Origin of the sequence: Pseudomonas sp. TNT3, assembly GCF_010095445.2 — a bacterium.
In the GTDB taxonomy this organism is placed as follows: Bacteria; Pseudomonadota; Gammaproteobacteria; order Pseudomonadales; family Pseudomonadaceae; genus Aquipseudomonas.
The window spans coordinates 144,670-157,466 of record NZ_WFGV02000006.1; the positions used below are offsets into that span (position 1 = coordinate 144,670).

A 12,797-nucleotide genomic window follows, 5' to 3' on the forward strand; every position below is an offset into this window, starting at 1 on the left:
GCGCCGTCACCTCTCTAGGCGGGGAGAATCAGCGGCAGCAAGCGCGCCGTATTGCGCGCATCTTCCAGCGCCCGGTGTTGTTGCCCGGTGAACTGCATGCCGGCCAGTTGCAGGGCGCCATTGAGGCCCAACGGCCTTTCCAGTCGACGCACCTTGGCAAAGCGTTGCTTGAGGTTCATGTGCGGTACGCGGCTCAGCAGGCTGTCGAGTTGCAAGCGTTGCCATTCCTGCAGCAGCTGTTTGCGATCGTAATCCCCCCAACTGGCCCAGCCTTCCAGGCGTTCATGATGCTGGCCCAGCCAGCGTTCGAACGCCGCCCAGACTTCGCTTAGCGGTTGCGCAACATCGATATTGGCTTGAGTGATGTGCGTCAGCTCACGACAAAACGGCGTCAGCAAGGGTCGACGCAAAGGCCGCACGAAGCGCTGGAAGTGATCCAGCTCTCGGCCTTTACGGTCCACCAGCGTGGCGCCTATTTCGATGATTTCCATTTCTGTTACTGGCCAACCACCCTCGTCGGTGGTGGCTTCAAGATCAATGACCAGCCAATGGGGCATCGCAGGGTTCCTGGTATCCGCGTCTTGATAGGGCTTGAGCGTAGCCAAACCCGGCGGATCCGCCTAGCGGCTTATTCGACCTCGAGCAAAATCTGTCGATTTTTCACTTGATCGCCCACGCTGACTTGCAAGCGTTTGAGCACGCCATCGATCCCGGACTTGAGTGGATGCTCCATCTTCATGGCCTCGAGCACCACCAGCAACTGGCCTTTGACGACGGTGCTGCCCTCACTGACCAGCACATCGACAATGGCGCCATCCATCGGCGCCTTGAGGGTGCCGCTGCTGACGCTGACCTGAGCACTGACCAGCGCTTGCGTACGATCGACCAGTCGCAGGCTGCCAGGCCCCGTGAACAGCCACAGTTCTCCAGCGTCGAGACGGTAGACATGCCGGCGCCGAATGCCATCGATTTCCAGGATGGCAGTTCGCCCGTCGCACTCAATGACCTTCAGATTCAGCGTTTGAGCAGCGATTTGAATCCGGTACGGCTCACCCGGCACGGCGTTCAATTCAACGACCCACTCCTGCTCACCCAGGCCGATGCGATAGTGCAGGGGGACGCTGGCGTTGTTGCGCCAACCCGGCAGGGAAGACGAATGTACCTTCGCAGAGCCGTGATAAAACAGCGCGGCCGCGATAGCCAATTGTTCATTGGTCGGTATCTGCGCCTGCAGGCAGGCATGGTCGGTGAACCAGGTCGGGATAAATCCGGTACTGAAATCGCCACTGACAAACGCGGGGTGCTCGAGCAAGCCTTCGAGCAAACGCTGATTGCTGTGCAGGCCCAGCAAAACGCTGTCTTGCACCGCCCTGAGCAACTTGCGCCGCGCCTCTTCCCGTGTGGCGCCGTGGGCGATGATCTTGCCGAGCATCGGGTCATAAAACGGGCTGATGATTTGGCCTTCGACCAGACCATGGTCGATCCGCACACCCGCCTGCAACGCCGGCTCCCACGCGGTGATGCGGCCGGTTTGCGGCAGAAAGCCCTGCGCCGGATCTTCAGCGTACAAACGCACTTCCATGGCATGGCCGTTGAGTTGCACGTGCTCCTGGCGAAGCGGCAGCGGCAACCCCTCGGCGACCCTCAACTGCCAGGCCACCAGGTCAAGGCCGGTGATCAGTTCGGTCACGGGATGTTCGACTTGCAGCCGTGTATTCATCTCCAGAAAGTAGAACTGCCCCCGCGCATCCAGCAGGAACTCCACGGTGCCGGCACCGACGTAATTCACCGCACGACCGGCCTTGAGCGCCGCCTCGCCCATGGCCTGGCGCAGTTCGGCCGTCATCACCGGGCAGGGCGCTTCCTCAATAACCTTCTGATGCCGGCGCTGAATCGAACAGTCGCGCTCGCCGAGGTAAATCAGGTTGCCGTGCTGGTCGCCGAACAGCTGCACCTCGACATGGCGTGGGTCTATCAAAGCTTGTTCGAGGAGCAACTCGTCGCTGCCGAAACCGTTCAACGCCTCGGAGCGTGCAGTGCGGATCTGTTCCAGCAAGTCGTTTTCGTTGTGTACCAGACGCATGCCGCGCCCGCCACCGCCGGCACTGGCTTTGATCATCAGCGGATAGCCGATCGATTGCGCCTCGCGGCTCAGGGTGGCGTCGTCCTGTGCAGCGCCCTGATAGCCTTTGATGCACGGCACACCCGCGTCGATCATGGCGATTTTCGACAGGCGCTTGCTGCCCATCAGTTCGATGGCTTCGGGGCTGGGGCCGATGAAGGTGAGACCGGCGTCCTGGCAGGCGAGGGCGAACCCGGCGTTTTCCGAGAGAAAACCGTAGCCGGGATGCACCGCGTCGGCACCTGTGCGCCGCGCAGCTTCGATGATGGCTGGAATGTTCAGATAGGATTGCTGCACCGGCGCCGGGCCAATGTTGACGGCCTCATCGGCCATCTGCACATGCAGGGCGTCGGCGTCGGCATCGCTGAAGACGGCGACGGTGCGGTAGCCCAGGGCCTGGGCGGTGCGCTGGATGCGACAGGCGATTTCACCGCGGTTGGCGATCAGGATTTTTTTGAGCGCGGGCATGTGGGTTTCCCTTTTGTTTTTCGGTGAGTTCGAGGGCCTCATCGCGGGCAAGCCCGGCTCCCACAGGTTCAGTGCTGTTCACAAAACTTCATTGCCACTCAAACCTGTGGGGGCAATACAGAGCCTGTGGGGGTAATACAGAGTCTGTGGGGCCAGTTCAGAGTCTGTGGGGGCAATACAGAACCTGTGGGAGCCGGGCTTGCCCGCGATGCTCTTAGGGTGCCCACCCTGGTTTACGCTTTTGCACAAAAGCCATCGTCCCCTCGATGCCCTCACGCCCGGTCACCGCTTCGCTGAACCACTGCGCCGCGTCATCGAGCAAGGTATCTGAAGGTTGCCCGGCACTCGCCAGCAGGAGTTGTTTGGTGCGTGCATTCGCCTCCGGCGCGCAACACAGCACATGCGCCAGCACCTCGTCGAGGCGCTCGGCCAAGGCTTGGGCGTCATGCTCGACGAAATGCACCAGACCGATACGCCGCGCATGGGTGCCGTCGAAACGCGCTGCTGTCAGCGCCAGGTGTCGTGCCTGGGTCAGGCCGATGCGCTGGACCACGAAGGGAGCAATCTGCGCCGGCAGCACACCGAGGCTGGTTTCTGGCAAGCCGAACTGCGCCTGATGATCGGCCAATGCGACATCGCTGACGCAGGCCAGGCCCAGGCCACCGCCCAGCACTGCACCTTGCAGCACGGTAATCACCACTTGCGGGGCGTGTTGCACCTCTTGCAGCAGTGCGCCAAATGCCCGGTTCAGATCGCGAAAACCTGCCGCGCCCTGAGCCCGGGCGCCGGCCATGTCCTTGATGTCGCCACCGGCGCAAAAATGCCCGTCGGCGCCGCCGATCACCAATGCACGGATGTGTCGGTCATCGCGCACGGCCGCCAGCACCGCGCGCAAATCTGCAACCATCTGCAAGCTCATGGCATTGCGGCTTTCCGGGCGATTGAGGGTGATGTGCAGCACGCCGTTATGCGGTTCAAGCAGCAACGTCTGGCAATCCGGCAAGGTACTCATTTCTTTTTCCCCGGCAGAATGCCCATGAGTTTGCAGATGATCCCCAGCATGATTTCGTCGGCGCCGCCGCCGATCGACACCAGACGCACATCGCGATACGCCCGGGCCACCGGGTTGTCCCACATGAAGCCCATGCCGCCCCAGTATTGCAGGCAACTGTCACTGACTTCGCGTCCCAGGCGCCCGGCCTTGAGTTTGGCCATGGACGCCAGGCGAGTGACGTCCTGCCCTTTGATGTATTGCTCGGTCGCCTGATAGACCAGTGCCCGCAGGCATTCGATTTCGGTTTGCAGCTCGGCCAGGCGGAAGTGAATCACCTGATTGTCGATGAGCGCATTGCCGAAGGTCTTGCGCTCCTTGCAGTACTCGATGGTGCTGTCGATGCAGTATTCCAGGCCCTTGATCATGTTGGCCGCGCCGAACAACCGCTCCTCCTGGAACTGCAGCATCTGCATCATGAAGCCCGCGCCTTCGTGGCCGATGCGGTTGCGTTGCGGCACGCGCACGTTGTCGAAAAACACCTGGGCGGTTTCCGAACTGCGCATGCCGAGCTTGTCCAGGTGCGAACTGAGGCTGATCCCCGGCGTGTTCATCGGCACCATGATCAGCGACTTGTTGATGTGCGGCTTGTCGTCCGAGGTGTTGGCCAGCAGGCAGATGAAATCAGCACTCGGCGAGTTGGTGATCCACATTTTGCTGCCGTTGATCACGTAGTCGTCACCGTCCTTGCGCGCGGTGGTTTTCAAACCGGCGACATCGGAACCGGCGCCGACTTCGGACACCCCGATACAGCCGACCTGTTCGCCGGTGATCGCCGGGCGCAAAAACTCCTCGCGCAAATCATCGGAGCCGAACCGCGCGAGTGCGGGCGTGCACATGTCGGTCTGCACGCCGATGGACATCGGAATGCCGCCGCAATGAATGGTGCCGAACTCTTCTGCCGCAACAATGGAGTAGCTGTAATCGAGGCCCATGCCACCGAATTTTTCCGGTTTGGAAATCCCCAGCAGACCGAGATCCCCGGCCTTGCGAAAGATCTCGTGAATCGGAAAGCGCCCGGCTTTTTCCCATTCTTCGACGTGAGGATTGATCTCGTGATCGACAAACTGGCGAACCGTGCGGCGCAGTGCTTCGTGTTCCTGGGTGAAGATCATTTTTATTATTCTCCGTTGATCGCCCTTAGAAGCGGGCTACACCAAAACTGTTGGCTTGCAGCGGCCGCACTTCGGCCTCGTGACAGATGTCCAGCAAGTAACCGAGCAAGGTCCGGGTGTCACGCGGGTCAATCAGACCGTCGTCCCACAGGCTGGCGCTGCCATAGAGTGCAGTGGACTGGCTGTCGAGCTTTTGCGCGGTGACCGTTTCCAGCATGTCGAGCATTTTCGGGTCGGGCACCAATCCGTCTTTGGCCTGCTTGGCTTCAGTCACGATGCGCAGCACCTTGCCAGCCTGGGCGCCGCCCATCACCGCCGTGCGGCTGTTGGGCCAGGCGAAGATGAAACGGGGATCGAGACCACGGCCGCACATCGCATAGTTACCGGCACCGTACGAGCCGCCGACGACGATGGTCAGTTTAGGCACACGAGCGTTGGCCACTGCCTGGATCATTTTGGCTCCGTGTTTGATGACCCCTTGCTGTTCCGATTCCGTCCCGACCATGAACCCGGTGGTGTTGTGGAAAAACAGCAGCGGTGTCTGGCTCTGGTCGCACAGCTGGATGAACTGCGCGGCCTTGCTCGCACCTTTAGGCGTGATCGGGCCGTTGTTGCCGATGAATCCGCAGGCGCGCCCCTGGATGTGCAGGTGACCGCAAATGGTTTGCTGATCGAACTCGCCCTTGAACTCGAGGAAGTTCGACGCGTCGGCAATCCGCGCGATGATTTCGCGCACATCGTAGGGTTTCTTCGGATCGTCCGGGATCAGCCCTAGCAACTCATCGATGGGGTAGAGCGGTTCGTCGTACTGCCGGGACTGGGCGAGCGGCAGTCGCGCATTCCACGGCAACAGACCGACAATCTCACGTACCTGACGCACGCCATCCGCATCGTTTTCGGCCAGGTACTCCGCGGTGCCGGCGATTTGCGCGTGCATCTCGGCGCCTCCCAGTGCTTCGTCGGTGGCGATTTCGCCGGTTGCGGCCTTCAACAGCGGCGGTCCGGCGAGAAACAGTTTGGCCTTGCCGCGCACCACCACCACGTAATCCGACAGCCCAGGCTGATAGGCACCGCCGGCGGTGGCGGAACCGTGCACGACGGTAATTTGCGGCAGTCCCATGGCCGACATGCGCGCCTGATTGGCGAAGCTGCGCGCGCCCTCGACAAAAATCTCCGCTGCGTAATTCAGGTTGGCGCCACCGCTTTCGGCAAGGGTGATCACCGGCAGTTTGTTTTCCATCGCGATCTGTTGCAGGCGCAGGGATTTTTTCAACCCGCTGGGGGAAATGGTCCCGCCCTTGATCGCGCTGTTGTTCGCCACCACCAGCACTCGCACGCCCGAGACGTAGCCGATCCCCGCGATCAAGCCGCCACCGGCTGAACTGCCATCCTTGTCATCATGCAGCTTGTAGCCGGCCAGGCTCGCCAGTTCAAGGAACGGTGCGCCGGGATCGAGCAATAGGTTGAGTCGTTCCCGAGGCAATAATTGCCCGCGCTTGTCGAACTTGGGTTTGGCCTCGGCAGCCTTGTTCAGCAGGTTCTGTTCGAGCTGGCGCACATGCTCGATGCCCACCAGCATGGCTGCGCGGTTCCGGGCAAACGGTTCGCTGAACGGGTCCACCTGCGACTGGATGACCGGCATGGTTTATTCCTTGTCCTTGGGGGCGTCTGGCTGCAGTACATCGGGCAAGTACGCCCGATGAAAGCCGTTATAGGACTCGCTGTTCTGCGCCTTGTGAATCGGCCAGGCCCGACCGCCCAGACTCGCCGCACCGTCGATGCGCAGCGTGCTGCCGCTGATAAACGCCGCCGCGGGGCTGAGCAAAAAGACGATGGCTGCGCTGACTTCCGATTCGGTGCCGATGCGTTTGAGCGGTACGTGTTCGCGCAAGGTCGGGATGACGGCCTTGAACGCGCCTTCGTAGGTGTCCATGCCGCTCGACGCGATCCAGCCCGGCGCCACCGCATTCACCCGCACGCCGGCATACCCCCATTCGAACGCGGCGGTCTTGGTCAGGTTGTCCATGCCCGAACGTGCGGCGCCCGAGTGGCCCATGCCGGGCATGCCGCCCCACATGTCCGCGAGCATGTTGACGATCGCGCCGCCATGCTTGCTCATGGATTGATTGAACACTTCCCGGGCCATCAGGAAACCACCCACCAGGTTGGTGCGCATCACGGTTTCGAAACCCTTCTGATTGATCGAAGCGAGTGCGGAGGGAAATTGTCCCCCCGCATTATTGACCAGGCCATGGATAGGCCCGTGCTCTCGGATCAACTCGCTGACCAGGTGCTTGACCGTTTCTTCCTCGCGTATGTCGCACACGCGCCAGTCAGCCTTGCCGCCGTCTTCGACGATTTCGGCGGCAACCTGTTTGAGCATGTCGACTTTGCGCCCGACCAGCAGCACATGGGCGCCAAGGGCCGCGAGTTCGTGAGCGGTGCAGCGTCCGATACCGCTACCGCCGCCGGTGACGATAATGGTTTGACCCGCAAACAGATCGGTTTTGAATATCGAATCGTAGGCCACGGTGGCGGTCCTCTAGTTGACCTGGTCAGCGATGCTTTGCGGCACCGGAATCTGGATGTCCAACAGTTGCTGAGCGAATGCTTTGCCTTGTGGATCGATGCGCAAGCTGGCCACGCCACCGCCGCCCAAGGCATTTTCCAGGAGAAAATTAAGGCTGTGAGTGGCCGGCAGATACCAGCGCTCGACACGTCCGTGGACCGGGTCGAGGACATGGCTCATCCAGTCCACGATCACTTCCGGCGTCAGTGCTTCGGCGATCCACGGCAGGTACTCCGGCGCGCGGGCCATGACCCCGATATTGCTGTGATTGCCCTTGTCACCGGAGCGCGCAACCGCCAGCTTCACCAGCGCCACACTGGCGTCAGCGCGGCCGGCAGGTTTGGGCGGGTCGAGGGGTACAGGCAAATCATCGGTGTCGAGGACATCGCTGTCGGGCAGGGTGCAGGGGTGGCGTTTTCCGGCCAGGTCGATGGCCAGGGTGCAGGCGGTTTTATCGATCAGAAACGAAAACAGCCGGATCACCGGATACACCGTTGGCCGACCGCCGACGATCCCGGTCAACCCGGGCGCCATGCCGGTAGCGGCCTGGGCGATTTCCCGGGAGAACACGATCAGCGCCTGTTTGTTCGGGTGGCGCACCGCGAGTTTGATCACCACCTCGCGACTGTCCTGACGCTGGCCATGAGGACCGTAAGTGGCTTCGCTGCCGAGCAGCTCGATGTTCACTTCGCTATACGGCGCCCAACCGCGCTGGAGGAAAATCTCCGCCGTCTTGTTGATGATCGCGTCGCTGACACGGCGGGCTTTGTCGACCGCATCAATGCCGGCGATCAGGCAACTGGCGGTGCAACGGAAACCGTCCGGGTAGGTCGCGCTGACCTTGTAGTGATCGGTTGGGGGCAAGCCTTTGGCGCCGTGGACCTGCACCGTGTTTTTGCCCTGCTGCACCAGTTTGACCTGAGTAAAATCGCAGACCACGTCGGGCAACAGATAGGCCTGCGGGTCGCCGATTTCATAGAGCATCTGTTCACCTACGCTCAGCGGGGTGACGAGGCCGCCGGAACCTTCGGGTTTGCTCACGGTGAACTGGCTGTCAGCGCTGACTTCGACGATGGGAAAACCGATGTGTTCGTAGTCGGGTACTTCACGCCAATCGGTGAAGTTGCCGCCGGTGCACTGCGCGCCGCATTCAATGAGGTGACCCGCCAGTGCGGCTTGGGCGAGTTTGTCGTAATCGTGCCAGGACCAGCCGAATTCATGCACCAGCGCAGCGCTGACCACGGCGCTATCGACCACGCGTCCGGTGATCACGATGTCCGCGCCCAACCGCAAGGCCTCGACGATGCCCGGTGCGCCGAGGTAGGCATTGGTCGAGACGCACATCGCTGGCAGCGGAGCGTCGGTGAACATTTCACGCAAACCCTGAGTGCTCAGCTGTTTGAACTGTGGCTGCAAGTCATCGCCCAGCAGCACGGCGATCTTCAATGCCACGCCCGCCTTGTCGCAGGCCGCTTGCAGGGCGGCGGCGCAGGCTTGCGGGTTGATTCCGCCAGCATTGCTGATGACGCGGATTTTTTGCTCGGCGAGCTGTGGGAGGAGCGGGCTGAGCACTTCAATAAAGTCGCTGGCGTACCCGGCCTGCGGGTCTTTCATCCGCGCGCCGGCCATGATCGACAAAGTTATTTCGGCCAGATAATCGAACACCAGGTAGTCCAGGCGTCCTCCCTCCACCAACTGAGCAGCGGCAGTCGACGTGTCACCCCAGAACGCGCTGGCGCATCCGATGCGAATGGTTTCAGGCACAGTCATCTCCATAGTCACCTCCGACAGCAGTGGTTCGAGACTACCAAGCAAGCGCTTGGTTTGTAAATGCCTCGATTTACTTCTTCCCAAGCGCTTGCTTGGTTGTCATCGCCAGCTTAAATTGCCCGCGCAACCCCGCTGTTTTAGTGGCGATGGGCGTATTTGATTGAACGACTGTAGGAGAGAACGGGTGGACGAGCAAAAAGCCCTCAAGGTCATGCGCGAATTGGTCGACAACGGCCAGTTGACCGACCCGGACAGCGCCCGCGGCAAACTGCTGCAAGTGGCGGCTCACCTGTTTCGCAACAAAGGTTATGAGCGCACCACGGTGCGTGATCTGGCGGGCGCCGTGGGCATTCAGTCCGGCAGCATTTTTCATCACTTCAAAAGCAAGGACGAAATCCTGCGTGCGGTGATGGAAGAGACCATTCGCTACAACACTGCGCTGATGCGCGCGGCACTGGCCGAGTCCGACAGTGTGCGCGAGCGGGTGCTGGCGCTGATCCGATGCGAATTGCAGTCGATCATGGGCGGCAGCGGCGAGGCCATGGCGGTGCTGGTGTATGAATGGCGCTCGTTGTCCGAAGAAGGCCAGGCGCAAGTTCTGGCGTTGCGCGATATTTATGAAGACCTCTGGCTGCAAGTATTGGGCGAGGCCAAAGACGCCGGTTTCATTCGCGGCGATGTATTCATTACCCGCCGGTTCCTGACCGGTGCGCTGTCATGGACCACCACTTGGTTCCGTGCCGGTGGCAGCATGAGCCTTGATCAATTAGCCGATGAGGCGTTGATTCTGGTGCTGGAAGAGAAACAATAGTGCTATTTGGCCAGTAGGAAACTGGCTAAGTGGGTGAAACCGCCTAGTTTGAATGCATTGATGTGTCATTTTCGGGAGTAGGTTGTTTGATGTGCTCGCCAATTCAGACGGCCTCGCGATTTTCACTGGCGGCGCTCGCGGCGTTATTGCTCGCTGTGTCATGGACAGTGCCGTCCCAGGCTGGACAGCTGGTGCGCGTCGGCGCTGCGCATTTTCCTCCTTATACCGTGCGCCCCGAGATGGGGGCCGACACCGGCCTGTTGCCGCAATTGATCGAGGCCCTCAACGCCTCGCAAACCGACTACCAGTTTGCGTTGGTGCCGACCTCGATTCCCCGCCGCTTCGGTGACTTCAAGCAAGGTCGGGTGGACATGGCGATTTTCGAAAACCCCGATTGGGGCTGGAAGGACATTCCCCACGTCACCGTTGATATGGGCCTGGAAGATGCCGAAATCTTCGTCGCGCAACGCCAGCCCGACCGACCTCAGTCCTATTTTTCCGACCTTGCCGGCAAACGTTTGGCGTTGTTCAGCGGCTATCACTACGAGTTCGCCAACTTCAATGCCGACCCGAAATTGCTGGCGCACAACTACAACGCGACGCTGACCTATTCCCATGACAGCAACTTGCTGATGGTCCTGCGGGGCCGCGCAGACATCGCACTGGTGACACGTTCGTACCTGAGTGATTACCTGTTGCGCAACGACAAAGTCGGCGATCAGTTACTGGTGTCCGACCGCGTCGATCAGGTCTATCACCACTACGCGATCCTGCGGCCCTCTGCGCCCATCAGTGGCGAAGCCTTTGGCAAGTTGCTGCAAGGTTTGCGCGATAACGGCGCGATGCTGAGGATTTTTTCGCCCTACAAAATCGCCGTGGTGCCGGTGCCTGGCAACTGAATTGCGCCATGGGTCGTGAATTCGCGACTTCTCTTAAATTTCCCTGACCGGCTCACGTCACCTCGTTGAACTGTCGACGATTATCGTGAGCGCTCCCATGCCAATTCTGAATGACCTGATCGCCCTGGCCTTACCGTCAGGCAGCCATCTTGTAGCGGATGAAACCGAAAACCGACTGGTCCTCAGCCTGGCGGGACAGCCGTTGATCCATCTGCGCCTGAATCCAAAGCCCGCGGTACAGGTGCAGGTCGAGGCAGGCTTCAAACGCCCAGACACCGACGCGATCTGGGCCGCCTGTTATTGGTTGTTTGCCCGCGACCCGGCTTGCCAGCGCCTGACCTGGTTGCTCGATGACGCGCCCAATGAGGTGTTGCTCAGCGGCTTGCTGATCACCACCGACGTACCCGGTGAGTACCGCTGCGAGCGCGCGCTATTTTGGCAACTGCCCCAGCCGTGGCTGACGCAAGCGCGGGCCCACAGTTTTCCCCGGCAGATGATCATCAGCGCCGGCAAGCGCCACCCGTTGCGCGCGGTGAAACCCCATGGTGAGGTGTATCGCCGGTTTGATGCGCGACTGGGCGGCTGGATCTCGTTACGCACTGTTGACATTGACCACGATCTTGAGCGGTTCAATCGCTGGCAGAACAGTGCGCGCGTGGCGAGCTTCTGGCAGGAGGAGGGCAGCCTCGAACAGCATCGCGAATACCTGAGCAAACTCGAGTCCGACCCGCACACGCTGACGTTGATCGGTTGTTTCGATGATCAGCCATTTGCCTATTTTGAAGCCTACTGGGCCAAGGAAGATCGCATCGCGCCGTTCTATGACGCCGCCGATTACGACCGGGGTATCCACATGCTGGTCGGTGAAGAAACACACCGTGGCCCACACAAGGTGGCGAGCTGGTTATCGGCGCTGACGCACTACCTGTTTCTCGATGATCCACGCACCCAGCGAGTAGTCGCCGAGCCGCGTGCGGATAACGCAAAGATGATCGAGTACCTGCAGGCGCAGCGTTTTTACTGCGAGAAAGAGTTCGACTTTCCGCATAAGCGCGCCGCGTTGATGGTGTTGGGGCGCGAGCGGTTTTTTGAGCGGTGTGAGCTGGTTTGAGGTGTGAGGCTCGGGATTATGATTGATCCCGGGGCCGCCATCGCGAGCAAGCTCGGCTCCCACAGTCTGATCTCCTGCGGACACACATGATGTGAAGGTAGGCGTTCAAACTGTGGGAGCCGAGCTTGCTCGCGATTGGGCCATTTCACCCACCATAAATGTGTGAGTTCTGCACCGAGTCCAGCGGCGATACACATTCAGATTTCAACGCCGGGCAAAAGTGTCCGCACGATTCCCCGACACCTTGCGGCAGTGCACGAGCGCATCGCGAATCATGAAGTTCACCAGCGTCGGCGAGACGCCCAGTTCCTTGGCGATGTCTTTTTGCGGCACACCGTGCAAGCGGTACATCTCGAACGCGTAACGGGTGCGGGTCGGCAGCTCCGTCAGCGCATCGGCGATGTTTTCCAGGGTCGAGAAATTGATGTGCGAGGTTTCCGGCGAAGCACCTTGAATCACTACGTTCAACCCTTCCTCTTCAGGGCCGGAATACTTCTGCTCCAACGCCTGCTTGCGGTAGTGATCGATCGCCAGGTTGCGCACGATCTGGAACAGGTAACTGAGCTGGGCCTTGAAGGACGATGTGATCTGCGGTGCGGATTGCAGCCTGAAGAACGCATCCTGCACCACGTCTTCAGCGCGGGACCGGCAACCGGTAATGCGCGCTGCAATCTTGACCAGAATCAGTCGATTGTCGACGAATGCCTGAAGTAACGGTGAGTCGCACCTGCTTGTGGATACTTGTTCCGTCATGGAAAACACCCTGCTGCAAAGAGGTTAGTGGGGCGGCGCGAAAGACCTGGGCTGCCCTACACATCGAGCGACAAATTATGTTGAATGATAATGATTGTCAATTGAGAAAGAGAATTAATGCTTCGCAA

At 60.4% G+C, this 12,797-nt stretch carries 11 protein-coding genes; 3 read left to right on the forward strand and 8 right to left on the reverse strand.

Annotated elements, in window-relative coordinates:
• Nucleotides 1-14 precede the first annotated feature (14 nt).
• From GBC55_RS06215 to GBC55_RS06245, 7 genes are all read right to left on the reverse strand, one after another.
• A complete protein-coding gene (locus GBC55_RS06215; protein ID WP_162436319.1) occupies nucleotides 15-557 on the reverse strand; it encodes an exonuclease domain-containing protein in 543 nt (180 codons plus the stop codon).
• A gap of 71 nt (nucleotides 558-628) precedes the next feature.
• Nucleotides 629-2,590 (reverse strand): acetyl/propionyl/methylcrotonyl-CoA carboxylase subunit alpha, encoded by a 1,962-nt coding sequence (locus tag GBC55_RS06220; protein ID WP_162436318.1) that lies wholly within the window; start codon nucleotides 2,588-2,590, stop codon nucleotides 629-631.
• Nucleotides 2,591-2,804: 214 nt separating this feature from the next.
• Nucleotides 2,805-3,602: an enoyl-CoA hydratase-related protein gene (locus tag GBC55_RS06225; RefSeq protein ID WP_162436317.1), complete on the reverse strand. Its 798-nt coding sequence runs from the start codon at nucleotides 3,600-3,602 to the stop codon at nucleotides 2,805-2,807.
• The gene (gene atuD / locus GBC55_RS06230; protein ID WP_162436316.1) at nucleotides 3,599-4,756 is read right to left on the reverse strand and encodes a citronellyl-CoA dehydrogenase; all 1,158 of its coding nucleotides are present in this window, start codon (nucleotides 4,754-4,756) and stop codon (nucleotides 3,599-3,601) included. The genes GBC55_RS06225 and atuD overlap by 4 nt, the downstream gene beginning before the upstream one ends.
• Nucleotides 4,757-4,781: 25 nt before the next feature.
• Nucleotides 4,782-6,398 (reverse strand): geranyl-CoA carboxylase subunit beta, encoded by a 1,617-nt coding sequence (atuC, locus tag GBC55_RS06235; RefSeq protein ID WP_162436315.1) that lies wholly within the window; start codon nucleotides 6,396-6,398, stop codon nucleotides 4,782-4,784.
• A 3-nt stretch (nucleotides 6,399-6,401) separates the two neighbouring features.
• Nucleotides 6,402-7,286, reverse strand: a complete 885-nt coding sequence (locus GBC55_RS06240) for an SDR family oxidoreductase (RefSeq protein WP_162436314.1) — start codon at nucleotides 7,284-7,286, stop codon at nucleotides 6,402-6,404.
• Nucleotides 7,287-7,298: 12 nt separating this feature from the next.
• Nucleotides 7,299-9,089 carry an acyclic terpene utilization AtuA family protein gene (locus tag GBC55_RS06245; RefSeq protein ID WP_162436438.1) on the reverse strand — a complete coding sequence of 597 codons (1,791 nt, stop codon included), beginning with the start codon at nucleotides 9,087-9,089 and terminating at the stop codon, nucleotides 7,299-7,301.
• A gap of 190 nt (nucleotides 9,090-9,279) precedes the next feature.
• Between GBC55_RS06245 and GBC55_RS06250 the strand changes: the two genes are divergently transcribed.
• From GBC55_RS06250 to GBC55_RS06260, 3 genes are all read left to right on the forward strand, one after another.
• The gene (locus tag GBC55_RS06250; RefSeq protein WP_194692950.1) at nucleotides 9,280-9,906 is read left to right on the forward strand and encodes a TetR/AcrR family transcriptional regulator; all 627 of its coding nucleotides are present in this window, start codon (nucleotides 9,280-9,282) and stop codon (nucleotides 9,904-9,906) included.
• Nucleotides 9,907-9,995: 89 nt separating this feature from the next.
• Nucleotides 9,996-10,805 carry a transporter substrate-binding domain-containing protein gene (locus tag GBC55_RS06255; RefSeq protein ID WP_162436313.1) on the forward strand — a complete coding sequence of 270 codons (810 nt, stop codon included), beginning with the start codon at nucleotides 9,996-9,998 and terminating at the stop codon, nucleotides 10,803-10,805.
• Between the two features lie 97 nt (nucleotides 10,806-10,902).
• Complete coding sequence (locus GBC55_RS06260; protein ID WP_162436312.1) at nucleotides 10,903-11,916, forward strand: GNAT family N-acetyltransferase; 1,014 nt, start codon at nucleotides 10,903-10,905, stop codon at nucleotides 11,914-11,916.
• A gap of 204 nt (nucleotides 11,917-12,120) precedes the next feature.
• Here GBC55_RS06260 and GBC55_RS06265 read toward each other — a convergent pair whose 3' ends face one another.
• The gene (locus tag GBC55_RS06265; protein WP_162436311.1) at nucleotides 12,121-12,669 is read right to left on the reverse strand and encodes an RNA polymerase factor sigma-70; all 549 of its coding nucleotides are present in this window, start codon (nucleotides 12,667-12,669) and stop codon (nucleotides 12,121-12,123) included.
• Between the last annotated feature and the right edge of the window lie 128 nt (nucleotides 12,670-12,797).

What these genes read in the sequence shown, in the direction of transcription:
- GBC55_RS06225 (WP_162436317.1), bottom strand. Translation starts at nt 3,602, where the DNA reads ATGAGTACCTTGCCGGATTGCCAGACGTTGCTGCTTGAACCGCATAAC.
- GBC55_RS06260 (WP_162436312.1), top strand. Translation starts at nt 10,903, where the DNA reads ATGCCAATTCTGAATGACCTGATCGCCCTGGCCTTACCGTCAGGCAGC.
- GBC55_RS06255 (WP_162436313.1), top strand. Translation starts at nt 9,996, where the DNA reads ATGTGCTCGCCAATTCAGACGGCCTCGCGATTTTCACTGGCGGCGCTC.
- atuD (WP_162436316.1), bottom strand. Translation starts at nt 4,756, where the DNA reads ATGATCTTCACCCAGGAACACGAAGCACTGCGCCGCACGGTTCGCCAG.
- GBC55_RS06220 (WP_162436318.1), bottom strand. Translation starts at nt 2,590, where the DNA reads ATGCCCGCGCTCAAAAAAATCCTGATCGCCAACCGCGGTGAAATCGCC.
- GBC55_RS06265 (WP_162436311.1), bottom strand. Translation starts at nt 12,669, where the DNA reads ATGACGGAACAAGTATCCACAAGCAGGTGCGACTCACCGTTACTTCAG.
- GBC55_RS06215 (WP_162436319.1), bottom strand. Translation starts at nt 557, where the DNA reads ATGCCCCATTGGCTGGTCATTGATCTTGAAGCCACCACCGACGAGGGT.
- atuC (WP_162436315.1), bottom strand. Translation starts at nt 6,398, where the DNA reads ATGCCGGTCATCCAGTCGCAGGTGGACCCGTTCAGCGAACCGTTTGCC.